General features: G+C 52.5%; 15 protein-coding genes. 14 read left to right on the forward strand and 1 reads right to left on the reverse strand.

Features of this window, described 5'->3' with window-relative positions:
- Nucleotides 1-348 precede the first annotated feature (348 nt).
- The 12 genes from ABE504_RS01125 (at nucleotide 349) to ABE504_RS01180 (ending at nucleotide 13,536) form a co-directional block, all read left to right on the forward strand.
- A complete protein-coding gene (locus ABE504_RS01125; RefSeq protein ID WP_430083295.1) occupies nucleotides 349-1,371 on the forward strand; it encodes a response regulator in 1,023 nt (340 codons plus the stop codon).
- Nucleotides 1,371-3,176, forward strand: coding sequence for a sensor histidine kinase (locus ABE504_RS01130; protein WP_430083298.1), 1,806 nt, complete (start codon nucleotides 1,371-1,373; stop codon nucleotides 3,174-3,176). Before ABE504_RS01125 ends, ABE504_RS01130 begins: the two co-directional genes overlap by 1 nt.
- A 96-nt stretch (nucleotides 3,177-3,272) precedes the next feature.
- On the forward strand, nucleotides 3,273-4,250 hold the full coding sequence (locus tag ABE504_RS01135) for an ABC transporter permease (RefSeq protein WP_430083300.1): 978 nt from the start codon (nucleotides 3,273-3,275) through the stop codon (nucleotides 4,248-4,250).
- A 15-nt stretch (nucleotides 4,251-4,265) separates the two neighbouring features.
- Nucleotides 4,266-5,159, forward strand: coding sequence for a carbohydrate ABC transporter permease (locus ABE504_RS01140; protein WP_430083303.1), 894 nt, complete (start codon nucleotides 4,266-4,268; stop codon nucleotides 5,157-5,159).
- 15 nt (nucleotides 5,160-5,174) lie between these two features.
- On the forward strand, nucleotides 5,175-6,827 hold the full coding sequence (locus tag ABE504_RS01145; RefSeq protein WP_430083306.1) for an ABC transporter substrate-binding protein: 1,653 nt from the start codon (nucleotides 5,175-5,177) through the stop codon (nucleotides 6,825-6,827).
- A gap of 48 nt (nucleotides 6,828-6,875) precedes the next feature.
- The gene (locus tag ABE504_RS01150) at nucleotides 6,876-8,282 is read left to right on the forward strand and encodes a sulfatase-like hydrolase/transferase (RefSeq protein ID WP_430083309.1); all 1,407 of its coding nucleotides are present in this window, start codon (nucleotides 6,876-6,878) and stop codon (nucleotides 8,280-8,282) included.
- A gap of 142 nt (nucleotides 8,283-8,424) precedes the next feature.
- Nucleotides 8,425-9,399, forward strand: a complete 975-nt coding sequence (locus tag ABE504_RS01155; RefSeq protein ID WP_430083312.1) for an SGNH/GDSL hydrolase family protein — start codon at nucleotides 8,425-8,427, stop codon at nucleotides 9,397-9,399.
- A gap of 241 nt (nucleotides 9,400-9,640) precedes the next feature.
- Complete coding sequence (locus ABE504_RS01160; protein ID WP_430083315.1) at nucleotides 9,641-10,921, forward strand: SLC13 family permease; 1,281 nt, start codon at nucleotides 9,641-9,643, stop codon at nucleotides 10,919-10,921.
- 249 nt (nucleotides 10,922-11,170) lie between these two features.
- Nucleotides 11,171-11,752: a TetR/AcrR family transcriptional regulator gene (locus tag ABE504_RS01165; protein ID WP_430083318.1), complete on the forward strand. Its 582-nt coding sequence runs from the start codon at nucleotides 11,171-11,173 to the stop codon at nucleotides 11,750-11,752.
- 11 nt (nucleotides 11,753-11,763) lie between these two features.
- Nucleotides 11,764-12,417, forward strand: coding sequence for a DUF2306 domain-containing protein (locus ABE504_RS01170; protein ID WP_430083321.1), 654 nt, complete (start codon nucleotides 11,764-11,766; stop codon nucleotides 12,415-12,417).
- Nucleotide 12,418: 1 nt separating this feature from the next.
- Nucleotides 12,419-13,027, forward strand: coding sequence for a VC0807 family protein (locus ABE504_RS01175; RefSeq protein ID WP_430083323.1), 609 nt, complete (start codon nucleotides 12,419-12,421; stop codon nucleotides 13,025-13,027).
- Nucleotides 12,964-13,536: a GNAT family N-acetyltransferase gene (locus ABE504_RS01180; protein WP_430083326.1), complete on the forward strand. Its 573-nt coding sequence runs from the start codon at nucleotides 12,964-12,966 to the stop codon at nucleotides 13,534-13,536. The genes ABE504_RS01175 and ABE504_RS01180 overlap by 64 nt, the downstream gene beginning before the upstream one ends.
- Nucleotides 13,537-13,542: 6 nt before the next feature.
- Here the strand turns inward: ABE504_RS01180 and ABE504_RS01185 are convergent, their stop codons facing one another.
- On the reverse strand, nucleotides 13,543-13,989 hold the full coding sequence (locus ABE504_RS01185) for a flavodoxin (RefSeq protein ID WP_430083329.1): 447 nt from the start codon (nucleotides 13,987-13,989) through the stop codon (nucleotides 13,543-13,545).
- Nucleotides 13,990-14,196: 207 nt separating this feature from the next.
- Here ABE504_RS01185 and ABE504_RS01190 point away from each other — a divergent pair, with 207 nt between their 5' ends.
- Together ABE504_RS01190 and ABE504_RS01195 are read left to right on the forward strand one after the other, a co-directional pair.
- Entirely contained in the window at nucleotides 14,197-15,144 is a 948-nt protein-coding gene (locus tag ABE504_RS01190; protein ID WP_430083331.1) for a TrmB family transcriptional regulator, read from the forward strand.
- A complete protein-coding gene (locus tag ABE504_RS01195; RefSeq protein ID WP_430083333.1) occupies nucleotides 15,141-15,788 on the forward strand; it encodes an HD domain-containing protein in 648 nt (215 codons plus the stop codon). The genes ABE504_RS01190 and ABE504_RS01195 overlap by 4 nt, the downstream gene beginning before the upstream one ends.
- Nucleotides 15,789-16,043: the final 255 nt, after the last annotated feature.

Genomic DNA, 16,043 nt, shown 5'->3' on the forward strand with positions numbered 1-16,043 from the left:
TTTCCAATAGACACCTAGGGCGTGTCTGAAAACCCGCTCAGGGGCATCTTTCACCACCTTTTCGCCCCCTACTGCGTCACTTTCGCTTGACGTACCCCCGGTACGCCTTCACAAAAGTTCCTTGCATGGAACGAAAATTCGGCAAAATCTGCGGCCCTCGGAGCATTCAGACTCGCCCTGGACAGACCGATCGGCAGATTTGCTGAGCGGTCTGTCTTCATTTTGCAGGCCCAGTTGAAGTATTGATGGCCGGGCATTTTCGATTTTGAGGATGGGGTTCCGGTTTTGATGGGTAGGCAGTCTTAGAGGGGCGGCACATAATAAAGAGGAGGAGAGGGGGCATGCAAAATGGCCAGAATAGTGATTGTTGACGATGAACCGATAATCGGGATTGGGCTCAAAACGTTAATTGGCGAATATGGACGGTTCAGCGAGATTCAGACGTTTTCAGACGGCATGTCAGCGCTCGCCAACATTATGGCACACCCTCCTGATGTGGTGTTGACGGATATTCGGATGCCTCGCATGGACGGTCTGGAGCTATGCCGCAACATTCAGCAGCTCAAACTTTTTACCAAAGTCGCTGTGCTTTCGGGCTACGGGGATTTTGCCTATGCACAAAAATGTATGTCATACGGCGTACAGGAATATTTGCTGAAGCCCGTTACCGAGATCGAGCTCTTTCCGGTGCTGGATAAGTTGCTCGCCGTGCAGGAAGCGGTGCTGGTATCGTTCTCCCATTTTGAACAATGGGTGGATCGTCTGGAGGAAGCGGTCTGGATGATGGATAAGGCGCGGGCCGATGAACTGATTGAAGAGGAAAAGCGGCAATTGTGCTTGGTTGAAACGGACATCCAGCAGTACCAGCGCATTTACGATGCCGTCAGGCTGCTGCTCAAGAAGCTGAACGCCAGAGGGGCGTACAGGTTTGAAACGAACTCGCTCATCGAGGAGAATACGCTTCACGCAATGACCTACGAATGGTTTCAGGCCGAAGTCGGTACCTGGATACAGCGGCTGAGCGAGTACCGGAATCACGAGAGAATCAATGTGCTAGGGGCGGCGCTGCAATACATTGACGAGCATCTGTTTGAAGAGGAGCTTTCCCTGGACAGAGTGGCGGAGAAGCTGGGGGTAACGCCGACGTACTTCAGCCATTATTTTAAGAAAAATACGAACGAGACCTTTGTGCAGTACCGCATGCGCAAACGAATCGATAAAGCCAAGCAACTGCTTGCCGTTCCGCATTACAAAGTCATCGACATTGTAGCCGAGGTCGGTTACGAAAGCTATCCCCACTTCTCCCGGGTGTTCAAAAAAGCAACGGGCCATTCTCCGACTGAATATCGCGGGCTGCTGGGGATTAAGTGATGAATCACAGTCTGATTCGTAAAGTTTACATTTATTTCGTCATCCTAATCACGCTGGCCTTGGTGACGGTGGGGGTCACCGGCTACTGGCGATCATCCAATGCATTGGAGGACCAGTATGAAGGGCTCTTGACGCAAATCGTAGATAATGTCCTGCATGAAACGGATTTATTTTTGAAAAGCTACGAGCGGGCGACGCTTTCGATTATGATCTCGCCGGTCGTCAAAGAGGCGCTGGACCTGCCTCCCAATTCGACATCTGACTTTTATACGTCTGAAATGGCCATGAAGGGCGTATTTCAGCCCGTTCTCATCAACAATCCTGAAATCTCCATGACGTACATCGTCGGATTCAACGGGTTTCAGGCCACGGATTTCAATGTCCACATCGTTCCCTTCAATTACCAAGGGTTCCAGGAATATGTCGAACAACTGAAGGAAGACGAGGATATCAGCGGAAAGCTGAAAATTCAGGACTCGGGGTTTCTGGACGGTCATCTCACACTGATACGCAAATTGGCGGATCGCACGTCATCCAAATCTTTTAAAGGTATTATGGGCTTCGAGCTGAAAATCGGGGAGCTGACGACACTCTGGAAGGGCATCAAGCTCGGAGAATCCGGCTATTTTTTTATCGTCAACGATCGCGGCAAAATCTTATACCATCCGGACCCGAGCCGTATCGGCAAACAGCTGGACGGCATGCATTTCGACACCGTTGAAGCGAAGACCGACCAGGTTTTTGAACTGCCCGGCGAGCCGGGGCGGGTGTTCTTTAGCCGCAAGTCCGACTATTCCGGCTGGACGCTCGTCGCCAGCATGTCGGTCGCGGAACAGAGCAAGCCCATTTCAGACTTGCGGCAAACGACGCTCATCGTCGGCATTCTCACCCTGATTGCTGCTTTATATCTGGCGTATCGGTTCGGTCAATCGATCGTTCGGCCTGTTCGACTGTTGGAAAGTGGGATGCGCAAGACGGCCAAAGGGCAGTGGACGCGTGTGCCGGTTTCCGGAAGCCGCGACGAGATGGATCAGCTGATTATCAGCTACAATACGATGGTTACGCGGTTGGAGGAGCTTGTTGAACGGGTCTACGAGACCGAACTGCGCAATCAGGACAATCTCATGAAACGGCAGCTGGCCGAGTTCCAAGCGCTGCAATTGCAAATTAATCCGCATTTCTTGTACAACACGCTGGAGATTATTATTTGCTATGCCGTGATCCAGAAATCAAGCGAAATCAAAGATATCGTTCGTTCGCTGTCGTATATGCTGCGCTACTCCGTCCGAACCGATTTGGAGGAAATTACGGTCGCCAACGAGCTGAAGCATGTGCTCTATTTTATGTCCATTATGAAGTACCGCAACCAGCGTGAATTTGAAATCGATGTTCGCATCAACACGGATTATTTATTGGACAGCATGGTTCGCTTGACGCTGCAGCCCTTGGTCGAAAATGTGTTCAAGCATGCGTTTCCTCACGGCATTGAAGATTCCCACACGATTAGGATTGACGCCTGGAAGGATGAGGCGGATTTCTATGTCACGGTCGAAGATAATGGCTGCGGCATTGAACAGGAAGCTCTTCTGCAATTAAACGGGCGGCTTGAGAATAGCCGAGAGGAGCAGCTGGAGGATGCACAGGCCATGTATGAAGGCAGCATCGGGCTGCTCAATGTGCATAACCGAATTCAGATGGTGTTCGGACCGCAGTACGGGCTTTCTATTCAAAGCGAGTGGGGGGCAGGTACGAAAGTGACGATCCGCATGCCGGCTTCCCCCACAAAAAAAGTCATACCGCTATAAAACAGCACAATGCTGGAGCCTCTCCTCTTTTGTATCCTAAAGACAGTAAGCGATTACATCAACCACGTCACGGTTATCGAAATGGGGGAGGGGTTTATGGAAGCTTCGGCTAGCAAGAGCAGCGTCATACCTGCCGTTGTCGGTAAAAGAAAGGGAAGCTATCTGTTCCGACTAAGGAATAACGCAATCAGTCATTGGCAGCTCTACCTGTTTATGCTGCTGCCGATTATTTACTTGATCATCTTCAAATACGTGCCAATGTATGGGGCGCTCATTGCCTTCAAAAATTATATTCCGACCAAAGGCGTCTGGGGCAGCGACTGGGTGGGACTGAAGCATTTCGACCGCTTTTTCCATTCGTATGAGTTCGTTCGGGTCATGAAGAATACCGTGCTGCTCAGCTTGTACAGCCTGTTTGCTGGATTTCCGTTCCCGATCGTCCTGGCGCTCTCCCTAAACTATGTGAATGCGCGCTTCTTTAAGAAGACCGTGCAAATGGTCACGTACGCGCCGCATTTTATTTCCGTCGTCGTTATGGTCGGCATCATCCTGCAAATGTTGGATCCGCGGGTTGGCCTGGTGCAAACGATTATGAAATTTATCGGGCTTCCCTCCGTCAATTTCATGGGCATTCCCGAGTGGTTCTCACACGTGTTTGTCTGGTCAGGAATATGGCAAAATGTTGGGTTCTCCTGCATCATCTACTTGGCCGCGCTTGCGGCGGTCGATCCCTCGCTGCATGAAGCGGCGGTGATGGACGGAGCCAATAAGTTGCGCCGCATGTGGCACGTCGATCTGCCAGGGATTATGCCGGTAGCCGTCATTTTGCTGATCATGAACACCGGTCATGTGCTGGACATCGGCTTTGAAAAAGTATTGCTCATGCAGAATCCGCTCAATCTGAGCTCATCTGAGGTGATCGATACGTTTGTGTACAAAGTCGGTCTGGCTTCGACAGCGATCAACTATTCCTATTCATCGGCCATCGGATTGTTTAAATCGGTCATTAACTTAGTCCTGCTGGTACTTGTAAATCGGATCGCCAGAAAATTGGGACAAACGAGTCTGTGGTAAGAAGGAGGCGCTTCAATGACAGGACGCATGAAAGAAAGTGCGGATGACAGGCTGTTTACGATTTTGAACTACATCATCCTGTCCGTATTCACGATTACGATTCTCTATCCTCTGATCTATATTGTCAGCGCTTCCTTCAGCTCCTCGACAGCGGTTGTTTCCGGCAAAGTCTGGTTATATCCGGTCGAGCCGACGCTGGCAGGCTATGAAGCGGTGTTCAAGCATCGTTTAATTATGTCGAGCTTTTTGAATTCGGTCTATTATACCGTGGTGGGGACGACGATCAATGTGCTGTTTACGCTGATTGCGGCGTATCCGCTGGCACGAAAAGATTTTATGCCTCGCAACGCGATTATGGCCTTGTTCGTCTTCACCATGATGTTCTCCGGCGGGCTGATTCCGTCCTATCTGGTGGTGAAAGAGCTGGGCATGATCGACACCCGATGGTCTTTGATTATTCCGGGTGCGCTTGCGGTAATGAATATGATCATTGCCCGCACGTACTTTCAAACGACGATTCCCGACGAATTGCTCGAGGCCGCCCAAATGGATGGCTGCAGCGATTTTACGTTCGTGCGCAAAATCGTCATTCCCTTGTCAGGGCCGATCATCGCAGTTATTGCCTTGTTTTACGCCGTCGGCCATTGGAACCAGTATTTTAACGCGCTGCTCTATTTAAAACATCAGGAGCTGTATCCGCTTCAACTGGTATTACGGGATATTTTGGTGCAAAACGAGGTCGATGCGTCGATGATTACCGACGTTGCCGATCAGGCGGCGAGAGACGGTTTGCGGGAACTCTTGAAATTCTCTCTGATCGTCGTATCCACACTGCCCGTGCTCATCATTTATCCCTTCTTACAAAGGCATTTTGTCAAAGGCATGATGATTGGCTCACTAAAAGGCTAAAGGGGAGGTTTTACGATGAAAAAAGCTTTAACAGTTGCCGTGGCGCTGACAACATCTTTAGCGCTGCTAAGCGCGTGTTCCGAAAGCGCGTCTAACGAATCGGCACCATCGGCGCAAGCGACGCAGGCCATCAGCGACGATCAAGTCACGCCAGCGGGCGAATTCCCGATCACCAAAGAGAAGACGACGCTCAAGGTGATGGTTAAAGGCTCCAGCATTGTCGAGAATTTTGCCACGAACGAGTTTACGAAATGGCTGGAAGAGAAGACGAACATCCATATTGATTGGGAAGTCGCGCCGGAGAAAACATTTGCCGAGAAGCTTAACGTTTCGCTCGCCAGCGGCGATTATCCGGATGTTCTGCTGAATATGAACGTATCCCAGGTTCAACAATCCATCTACGGGAAAGACGGCGTATTCATTCCGCTCAACCCGTATATCGACAAATATGGCGTGGAAATGAAAAAGATGTACGAGCAAGTTTCCTATGTCAAAGATTTGATTACGCTGCCTGACGGCAAAATTTACTCGGTGCCGCAAGTCAATGAATGTTACCACTGCTCGCTTGGCCAAAAAATGTGGATTTATAAACCTTGGCTGGATAAGCTTGGCCTAAAAGTGCCGGAAACGACAGACGAGTTTTATCAAGTACTCAAAGCGTTTAAAGAGAAGGACCCCAATGGAAACGGTAAGGCGGATGAGATTCCGCTTGTCGGCGCAACCAACGGCCCTTCCTCGACGCTGGATCTCTTCCTGACCAGCGCATTTATCGAGAAGGATTTCAATCAGAAATTTGTGAAGGATGGCAAAGTGCAAGTTGCTTACAACCAGCCGGAGTGGAAAGACGCCTTGACGTATTTGCATAAATTGTTTGCGGAAGGGCTAATTTCCCCGCAGACGTTTACGCAGGATCGCAACCAGTTGAAACAAATGGGCATGAACCCGGAGATCCCGATTGTCGGAGCGGTTGCTTCGCAAAACCAAACGGTCTTTGTCGATGCCGATAACGAGCGATTCAAAGATTTTGTCGCCGTGCCGCCGCTCAAAGGGCCGACAGGCATACGTTCAACGGCCTACAATCCGTACGCGGTATCTTCGGGGCAGTATGTCATCACCAATAAGGCGAAAAATCCTGCTGCCGCCTTCCGTTTGGCTGACCTGCTGCTGTCGGAAGAAGCGACGCTGCGCAGCACGCAAGGCCGTCCTGGTCAAGAGTGGGTGCGTCCGGAGCAGGGCGAACTGGGCGTGAACGGGAAGCAAGCGGTGTGGAAGCCGATCGCGACGTTCGGCAAACTGCAAAACATCCACTGGGCGCAAGCGGGACCGTCCCTGCGTACCAACGACCTGCGCTTAAGCGTGGCGGCAGATCCGAAAAACTCGCTGGAACTCATTTTGTACAATGAAACGAAGAAGTATGAGCCCTACAAAACCGACCCTGCCAAAATTGTGCCGCCGTTGTTCTTCACCAACGAACAGGCGGAAGAGCTGTCATCGCTGGAGAAGACGATTACGGACTACAGAAGCGAATTTTTCGCGAAGACGGTGACAGGATCTTTGGACGTCGATAAGGAATGGAACAACTACTTAAGTACCCTGGACAAAATGAACATCAAACGCTACCTTGAAATTTATCAGCAAGCCTATGACCAGTTTAAATCGAAAAAGTAACCCCATTCCGAATGAAATACATCCAGTTTCGCCATAGTGAGGTATACGATGAAAGAACAGAACATCAAGGAACTATCAGCCAAGAAGCCGAATGTCGTATTTATTATCGCCGATGATCATCGCGGGGAAGCCATTGGCGCATTCGGCCGGGAAGCTGTGCAGACGCCTGTGCTGGATGCGCTGGCAGCCGGAGGAACTGCTTGCCGCAGCACGCATATTGTCGGCGGTCTGACCGGGGCGCTATGCGCGCCGAGCCGGGCGTGCGTCCAAACGGGCATCCCGATTTTCCGGGCGACGGTCGGTAAGGATATGGTCACCCGGGAAAATTTGAACGTCATTCGCCCGGATGTGCGAATTATGCCGCAAGCGATGCAGGAGGCGGGCTACCGCACACATGCCGTAGGCAAATGGCATAACGACAAGATGAGCTTTACCCGGGGCTTCCAGGGAGGGGATAAGCTGCTGTTTGGCGGCATGAGCAATCACACCGAGGTTCCTGTATACGATTATGATCCGACCGGAGCGTATCCGAAGGAACAGGAATATGTAGAAACGACGTTCTCGACGGAGCTGTTCACGAATGCCGCCGTCAGTTTTATTGAGAGTTACAGCGAGGAGGAGCCATTTTTCCTCTATGTAGCGTATACGGCGCCACATGATCCGCGCACTGCGCCTGAGCCGTACGCCAGCATATACGACCGGGCGAGCTTGCCGCTGCCGCCGAACTTTGCACCTGAGCATCCTTTCGATAACGGGGAATTGACGATTCGGGACGAGAAGCTTGCAGGATGGCCGAGAGCGGCGGACGAGATTCGCGGACATATTGGCGATTACTATGCGATGATCAGCCATTTGGACGCGAACATCGGCAGAATCGTCGAGGTGTTGAAAGCGAAAGGCATCTATGACGATACGCTGATCGTCTACACCGCGGACCATGGCTTGGCGGTCGGGCAGCACGGATTGATGGGCAAACAGAATCTCTATGAGCACAGCGTGCGCATCCCGCTTATTTTCCACGGGCCGGGCGTGCCGAAAGGCAAGCAGGAAGAGGCGCTTGCCAGCAATATCGATATTTTCCCTACCGTTGCCGGGCTTTGCGGCGTCGACTTGCCTGAGGAGACAGAAGGACTCAGTTTATGCCCTGTTATGACAGGGGAGAGCGATAGGATTCGGGGAATCGTAGGTTCCGCTTATCGCGACGTCCAGCGGATGGTCACGGATGGCCGGTGGAAGCTGATTCGTTATTATCGCTCTTCGGTAACAAATGCAGGAACGGAACGTATCCAGTTGTTCGATTTGCTGAACGACCCGTGGGAAACGCACGATTTGTCTGCAGATCCGGCACATGCTGGAGACATCGAGCGGCTTGCTTCCGAATTAGCTGCATGGATGCAAGCAACCGGTGATATGTTGCAGGATCAGCCAATTCTTCCCGTTGCGCCAAGCGTTTGAAGCTAGAACGTTATCGCATAAAAGGCCGCGTAAATAGCGGCTTTTTTCACATGTCAGCGGAGCCGTTTATTTTTGCAGGAACGGAACGTATAATTGAGGTCACGAGGGGCCTCTATACTTAAATGGAAAGGTGAAGAGAAGCATGCAAACGATTGAATTAAATGAGGCGTGGTTTCGGGGGGCCGTCTCCATCGAGACGACGGAGGCTGGACTCCGGCCATGGCGATTGCCTCATGATCAGCTCGGGCTCTATGCCGATAAACTGGTGGAGCGGGCAGGGCAACCGGCGGGCGTTCGGGTTGCTTTTCTAAGCGATGCTGTTAGCGTTGAACTGCACGTTGCTGCAGCGGAAGAAAATGTACAGTTCGACCTCGTCATTGAAGACGAATATGTCGAAACGCGGACGCTCCCGGCTGGGGAAGACGTGTGTTTATTTACCAACTTGCCTGAGCGCACGAAGCGAATTGAAATCTATTTGTCGCAAAAAGCGGAGGTCACCGTGAAAGCGCTCAAAGTAAGTGACGGAGCGTCGGCCGCTCCCCTGACCAATACGCAGCCCCGGTGGATTACGTACGGCAGCTCCATTACGCAAAGCACTGACGCCGAGAGCCCGGCGCATACGTGGCCAGCTATCGTCGCGCGCAGCAAAGGGTGGGATCTGCGCTGTCTGGGCTTCGCCGGTCAATGCCACATCGAACCGATGGTCGCCCGCGTCATACGGGATCTTCCCGCCGACGTCATTTCCCTGTGCCTCGGCATTAATGTGATGGGGGGCAATACATTAAATATCCGAACGTTTCGCTCAGCCGTCATCGGCATGGTAGCGATCATTCGGGAAAAGCATCCGCTTACCCCTATCTTTCTCTTCTCGCCTATTTATTGCCCTCACCGGGAAACAGATGAGAATACAGTCGGGATGAATCTGGTTACGATGAGAGAAGAAATCCAGGAAGCGGTGAAGGTGCTGACGGCTTGCGGGGATGCCCATCTTACCTATGTCGATGGCTTGGAGATTTTTGGGGAAGCTTATATCGACTACTTGCCGGACCATTTGCATCCGAATGCTGAGGGTAATAAAATAATGGCTAACCATATCATGGGTAAATTGACGCTATAGACTTGCCGGACGCGAGAAGCTTGACAGGAATCGGCGGTCCATTGTAAATTGGTATCACATTGCATATTCGTTAGAAGCCATTCATATCCTAAACTAAATTTAATAGTTGCTGCATAATGGAGGAGCCTGTCACCAAGGGCTCCTTTTGGTCTTTTTTCGCCATGCGGAGCCCCTGATGGGGCTTTTTTTGTGCAAAAAATGGGAACATTATGGAAATGAACGAAGAGTCAGGAGGAATGAGATGGACCAGCAAGCTATTATAGCAATTGGCATTTTTCTAGTAACGTACGGCATGATTATCGCCGAGAAGATTCATCGTACGATCGTCGCCATGATCGGCGGCGTGCTGATGGTGGCTTTGGGCATTGTTAGTCAGGAAAGCGCGCTGCACCATATTGATTTTAATACGTTGGGACTGCTTGTTGGCATGATGATTATTGTCAGCATTACGGCAGAGACAGGACTCTTTCAGTATATCGCTCTGATCGCTGCCAAAAAAGCGAAAGGCGACCCCGTGCGGATTCTGGTTGCGCTTGTCCTCATCACTGCAATCGGATCAGCTTTTCTGGACAATGTCACAACGGTGCTGTTAATGGTTCCCGTTACGTTCAGCATTACCCGGCAATTGCGGGTGAACCCCGTACCTTTTCTCATTACACAGATTCTGGCCTCCAACATTGGCGGCACGGCAACCTTAATCGGAGACCCGCCGAATATTATGATTGGCAGCGCGGTCAAAGAGCTTACCTTCATGGCCTTTATCAATAATTTGGCGCCAATTGTCGTCATCATTATGGCTTGCATCATCCCCATGTTCGTCTTCCTGTTTCGCAAACAAATTCAGACCACACCTGAACGGAAGATGAGCATCATGCAAATCGACGAAAAAGAAGTGATAACAGATCGTCCGCTGCTCATTAAGAGCGTATCCATACTTGGGCTTACAATTGTTGGTTTTTTCCTTCATCAACTGCTTCATTTGGAGTCCGCTACGGTTGCCTTGGCAGGAGCCTTTCTACTGCTGCTTCTCACTGGTGAGCATGCGATGGAAAATGCTTTTACGAAGGTCGAGTGGACGACGATTTTCTTCTTTGTGGGTTTATTCGTCCTGGTCTCCGGACTTGTGGAAACCGGGGTTATTTCCAAGCTCGCGGCGCAAGCTATTGAATTGACGGGAGGCCACCCCGTTGCAACATCCATGTTAATCTTATGGCTGAGTGCAATTGCTTCTGCCTTCCTGGACAATATCCCTTTCGTAGCGACGATGATTCCCATGATTCAAGAAATGGGCAATATGGGGGTAAGTAACCTTGAGCCGCTGTGGTGGAGTCTCGCTTTAGGGGCATGCCTTGGCGGCAACGGGACGCTCATTGGGGCAAGCGCTAACTTAATTGTTGCAGGCTTGTCTGGTAAGGAAGGGCACCCGATCAAGTTTGTGACCTTTATGAAATATGGTTTTCCGCTCATGCTGTTCTCCGTCGTATTGGCGAGCATTTACGTTTACCTTCGTTATTTGATCTAAAATCGTATTCAATTCCTCGCCCTGTCATCGATGCGTTGTCATCAAGACGGGGCGCTGCTCTTTCTCAAACAGGCTGAAGCGCGTAACACTTTTTAAAATAGGCGCAGAAAATTTTACCAACCCCCTTTACAGACCGACGGTCGGTATAGTAAGATGAATTCATAACAGACCGACGGTCGGTCGCACGCAGAAGAGCTGCTGAAAAGACAAATTGCGGCCCAAGCAGCCATAAAGAAAGGAAGAATTCACATGACAGGAACAAGCGGAAGTTTTCAACTTATTTTAGACACGGCAGAGGCATTAATCCAGGAGAAAGGCTGCAGGCAGACGACGCTGCAGGACATCATTCAGCGCACGGGACTTTCCAAAGGCGCCATTTACCATTACGTCACCGGCAAGGATGAGCTGCTGGGGCTTGTGCTGAAAGCCCGGGTCGAGCAGATCAACTCGCGCTTCACCGAGGTGGTTAACAGTCCGCAGAAGTCTGGGCTGAACGGCCCGCTGCAGCTCATTGCCGAAGGCATGCTGCGCTCGACCAATCCGCACGATGTGACCAGCAAAATTTCCATTTACCTGCTAAGCCAAATGGATAATGAGAAGGTCGCGCGGATCGTGCGGGAGGTTTTCGATTTTACGCTGACGACCTGCCGCAAGTGGATTGAGGTTGGGCAGCAGCACAGCGCGATCCCGAGGACAGTGGATGCCGCTAAAGTGGCTGAGTTCCTGGCGACGTATATATACGGGATGCGAGTGCAGAAAACGATTTATCCAGACCAGAGCGGGCTTACGGCAGAAGATTTGGTTGCAATGATGACTCGCTCATTAAGCTGAGGGGGAGACAGATGCCGAGTAAAAAAATCATTTTACCCACGCTCTACATGCTGGCCTACTTGCTGACGATCTACATCGTAGTTCAGTATTTCGTGTTCAGCCCCAGTCAGGCCGGCATGGTGTCCGCCAAGCTGACTAGCGACACATCCTTTCCATACTTCGTATGGAAGCTGTTCTTTTACCCGCACATCATCCTCGGCATCGTCGCGCTGCTTATCGGAGCCTTCCAGCTTACAGATCGCAGCCGCCGCAACCCGAAGCGGCATCGCATGCTGGGGCGGATGTACGGAATCGCCATCCTCGTGAATGTGCTGGTCGTGCCGTACATCGCGCTGTATGCAACGGGCGGGACGCCGTCGACGATCGCGTTTCTAGTGCTGGATATGTTCTGGCTCGCCACCACGGCGGCCGGCATTTATGCCATTATGCAGCGGCAGGTAGCCCGGCATCGCGCATGGATGCTGCGCAGCTATGCGATCACCTTCGTGTTCGTCACATTTCGCATCGTGCTCGGCATTGTCCAGCTGTCCCTGGATGCCGACCGCAGTTTTACATTTCCGCTGGCTGTGTATCTCTCGATTGCCCTGAATTTGATGTTTACCGAACTGTATGTGCGTCATAACCATAAGAAAAAAACAAGATTGCCTATCGAAGGAGCTGTGTAACATGTCCAAACGAAACTATGTGATTTTTACCTTGTTGGTGAACGGGATCGTGCCGTGGCTGCTTTACGTCCTGCTGAACGACCATATGAGCTCGATTGCGGCGCTGTCGATTGCAACGTTAGTCCCGCTGGTGGATAATGTGGTGCATTTGGCTAAGCACCGGAAGCTGGACGCCTTCGGCTCCATCATGCTGTTCACGTTCCTTCTGACCATCGCGCTCGTGTTGATGGGCGGCAGCGAGAAGGTGCTGCTCGTTCGTGAATCGATTATTACCGCCGGGGTCGGCCTGGTCTTCTTGATTTCGCTGTTGTTCCGCCGTCCGATCATGTTCTACCTAGCGATGCGCTTTATTCATAATCCGAGCTTTGCCGACAATTGGTCGGTTGCGTATTTCCGTTTTGTCATGCGGCTGATGACGTTGGTGTGGGGCATTATGCTGACACTGGAGGCGGTCGTGCGGGTCATTATGGTGTATGAGCTTTCAGTGAGCACGTATCTGGCCTTGTCGAACTTCGTATTGTATGGCTTTATAGGGGCAGCTGTGCTGTGGACAGTCGTGTACCGCAGGCATTCTGCGGCAAAGCTGACGGCAATCAAGAAGACGGTGTAGAGAGGGCTGACAGCATGGAGATTATTCCACTTACAACGAAGGATGTCAAAAGCTTGCTGGCGCTCTACCGCCGGGTCACCGCGGATTTAAAGCGGCACGGCGTACAGCAATGGGACTTTCTGTATCCCAATTGGTTTGTCGTTCGCGGGGATTTGAAGCGGGGAACAGCTTACGGGCTGCGCGACGGGAAGCACATGATTGGCGCTGTCGTGATCGATGATCGGCAAAGCGCCAGCTACGGCGAACTGCCGTGGACGCTGGACGGCGCGCGCTGCATTCATCGGTTGGCCGTCGATCCGGCTTGGCAGGGCAAGGGACTCGGCAAAAAGCTGCTGCAATTTGCCGAGGAACAGGCCCGCGCGTCAGGCGGAAGCTGCATCCGGCTCGACGTGTACAGCGGCAACCCGGGGGCTGCGCAGCTGTATGAACGAGCCGGCTACAGGCAAGTCGGCACCATTCGGTTTCCGATGCGGAGCGAGCCGTACTTCGCCTACGAAAAAGCGCTCTAGCTTGGCTTAGGCGCCCAGCGCTGCTGCGAACTTGGCGCCAAGGTCGCGGCATTGTTGCTTTTCATCCTTGGATGGATTCAATTCGACTTTGAAGCCGTCAAACACTTTTTCCGTACCGAGTTCAGCCAGCTTCTCTTCCAGCGTATCGACAGCTTTGCCGAAGTGTGTATAGGAGGAATCGGCGGAACCGAAAACGCCGGATTTGCGCCCTTCCAGCTTCAGATCGTCCATATCATCGTAAAAATCCATGAATTCATCCGGCAGATCGCCGTCTCCCCATGTATAAGCCCCAAGCAAAATGCCATCGTAGTCTGCAAGCTCGCTGGCGCTCGCATCCATCACATTTTTGAATTCAGGCTCGAGACCTGCAGATCGAACACCCTCCGCAATCGCTTCGGCGAGCTCTTCCGTATTGCCGGACATACTGGCAAACACTATAATTACTTTAGACATACAAACAACCTCCATGAATAGTTAAAATAGGGCGGGCACCCGAAAAAGATAAGCATTCTTAATTATCCTATTTGATAATGATTATCATTGTCAATGTACAATTGCCAGAATTTCAAGAACCGTTGAGAAGTCTGCCATGCCTCGTCGGAAATCATGGTACAATGAGAACAAGGAAGGATAGTGGCTTGAAGAAGGGAGAGCTTCGCCATGGAGGAACTTTTGCTGCATTTGAAAAATTTGGGATTCACCGATCTGGAGGCCAAATGTCTGCAGGTGCTTGCGATTAGCGGCACGCATACCGGTTATGAAATTGCGAAGCAGCTTGGCGTCTCGCGTTCGAATGTGTACGCTGCCCTTCAGAAGCTGGCGGAGAAAGGGGCCGTGCTTACCAGCCACGGCGAGCCAACGGTTTACCAGAGCGTGCCGATCGAAGACATCGGCGCAAGGCTCGAGGCGAGTCTGCAAGCCTCGCTGCAGTACGTCAAGGCGCATTTGCCGCAGCAGGAGACGCATCGGTCGGAGTTTTTCAGCTTGGACGGTGACACCAAGGTCGTCGAGCGCATCCGCGCAGAGCTGCGCAAGGCGAAGGAAGAGGTGCTCTGCGACCTCTGGCCGGAGGAGGCGAAGCTGCTCAAGGAAGATTTGCGGCAGGCGCAGGCTCAAGGCGTCCGCGTGGTTGTCGTGAACAGCCGCGAGGCCGGGACTGGCAGCTTCCATCCATTTGGGAAGAAGCGGGAAGAGTCGGCGGTGCCGCGTGCGGCAGGCCGGAAGTTTACGCTGCTGCTGGATCGCACGCAAGCGATTGTTGGCACGCGCGGTGGGGAGGAGCCGACCGTTGCGATGCTCACCGAGCATACGGCGATGATCGAGCTGCTGTTTCATCATGTGTGCTCCTGCGCGGTGCTGCAGGAGCTGCAGCAGGATATGAGTGCGAAGCAGGAGGAGAAATACGGCAAGCAGTTCAAAAAGCTTATCCAAAAGCACATCGACGGTAAGACGACCGAGCCGAAGGCGGAGGACAAATTAAAAGCGGCGGTGCTGATTCCTGTTGAGGGGGACGGAGATCCGCTGCCTGCGAGTGAACCGGCGCCGGATGGCAAAGCGAAAGGGACTGACGATAAATCGACATCAGGAAAGAGGAAAAAGAAGAAATGACGCAGGAACTTATACTCCGCGCCGCCGAGGCGCTCGTCAAGGAAAAGCTGGAGCGCGACAGCAGCGGCCACGACTGGTGGCACATCTATCGCGTTGTGCAGACGGCGAAAGCCATCGCTGCCCGGGAGGGCGCCGATGGCTTCGTTTGCGAGCTGGCGGCGCTGCTTCACGACGTCGCCGACGAGAAGCTCAACGCCGATCCCGCCGCGGCGCAGCGGGAGCTCGAGGATTGGCTCGCCGCCAGCGGCACGCCGGCGGCGCAAGTCAGTCATGTGCTCGAGATCATCGGCACCATGTCGTTCAAAGGCGGCGCGCGTCCGCAGATAGCGACGCTGGAAGGCCGGGTCGTGCAGGATGCCGACCGGCTGGATGCCATTGGCGCGGTAGGCATCGCGCGCGTCTTCGCTTACTCGGGCTGGAAGGGCCGCCCGATCCACGACCCGTCCGTCCTGGTGCGCGAGCACATGACGGAGGCGGACTATCGCGATGGCAAGGACACCGCGATCAATCATTTTTACGAGAAGCTCCTCAAGCTGAAGGAGCTGATGAACACGCCCTACGCGAAGCAGCTGGCGGAGGAGCGGCACCGCTTCATGGAGACGTACCTCCAGCAGTTTTACGCGGAGTGGGAGGGCGAGCGGTAAGCGCCGCTGCAAGAATTTCGGGTTTGCAACTGTACGGAGCAAGACTTAGGAGCTGTCGAGCAACGTTGAGGGCTGGCCATTTCCTATCTGCTGCCTGTACCTCTTCTGCAGCCGACCTCTAAGCAAAGCCTGCGAAAACGCAGGCTTTGCAGCATTTTTCACGCATCAGGGAAGAATGCCTGCGCATCAGCATCTTTTTTACGCATTGGCGCAAGAAATATCCATTTCGGACGAAAATACCTGCTCTATCGCAGG

This window comes from Paenibacillus oryzisoli (assembly GCF_050467285.1).
In the GTDB taxonomy this organism is placed as follows: Bacteria; Bacillota; Bacilli; order Paenibacillales; family NBRC-103111; genus Paenibacillus_E; species Paenibacillus_E oryzisoli_A.

Excerpts from the sequence above, each read along its gene's own strand:
- ABE504_RS01125 (WP_430083295.1), top strand. The coding sequence starts at position 349 with ATGGCCAGAATAGTGATTGTTGACGATGAACCGATAATCGGGATTGGG.
- ABE504_RS01130 (WP_430083298.1), top strand. The coding sequence starts at position 1,371 with ATGAATCACAGTCTGATTCGTAAAGTTTACATTTATTTCGTCATCCTA.
- ABE504_RS01135 (WP_430083300.1), top strand. The coding sequence starts at position 3,273 with ATGGAAGCTTCGGCTAGCAAGAGCAGCGTCATACCTGCCGTTGTCGGT.
- ABE504_RS01140 (WP_430083303.1), top strand. The coding sequence starts at position 4,266 with ATGACAGGACGCATGAAAGAAAGTGCGGATGACAGGCTGTTTACGATT.
- ABE504_RS01145 (WP_430083306.1), top strand. The coding sequence starts at position 5,175 with ATGAAAAAAGCTTTAACAGTTGCCGTGGCGCTGACAACATCTTTAGCG.
- ABE504_RS01150 (WP_430083309.1), top strand. The coding sequence starts at position 6,876 with ATGAAAGAACAGAACATCAAGGAACTATCAGCCAAGAAGCCGAATGTC.
- ABE504_RS01155 (WP_430083312.1), top strand. The coding sequence starts at position 8,425 with ATGCAAACGATTGAATTAAATGAGGCGTGGTTTCGGGGGGCCGTCTCC.
- ABE504_RS01160 (WP_430083315.1), top strand. The coding sequence starts at position 9,641 with ATGGACCAGCAAGCTATTATAGCAATTGGCATTTTTCTAGTAACGTAC.
- ABE504_RS01165 (WP_430083318.1), top strand. The coding sequence starts at position 11,171 with ATGACAGGAACAAGCGGAAGTTTTCAACTTATTTTAGACACGGCAGAG.
- ABE504_RS01170 (WP_430083321.1), top strand. The coding sequence starts at position 11,764 with ATGCCGAGTAAAAAAATCATTTTACCCACGCTCTACATGCTGGCCTAC.
- ABE504_RS01175 (WP_430083323.1), top strand. The coding sequence starts at position 12,419 with ATGTCCAAACGAAACTATGTGATTTTTACCTTGTTGGTGAACGGGATC.
- ABE504_RS01185 (WP_430083329.1), bottom strand. The coding sequence starts at position 13,989 with ATGTCTAAAGTAATTATAGTGTTTGCCAGTATGTCCGGCAATACGGAA.
- ABE504_RS01190 (WP_430083331.1), top strand. The coding sequence starts at position 14,197 with ATGGAGGAACTTTTGCTGCATTTGAAAAATTTGGGATTCACCGATCTG.
- ABE504_RS01195 (WP_430083333.1), top strand. The coding sequence starts at position 15,141 with ATGACGCAGGAACTTATACTCCGCGCCGCCGAGGCGCTCGTCAAGGAA.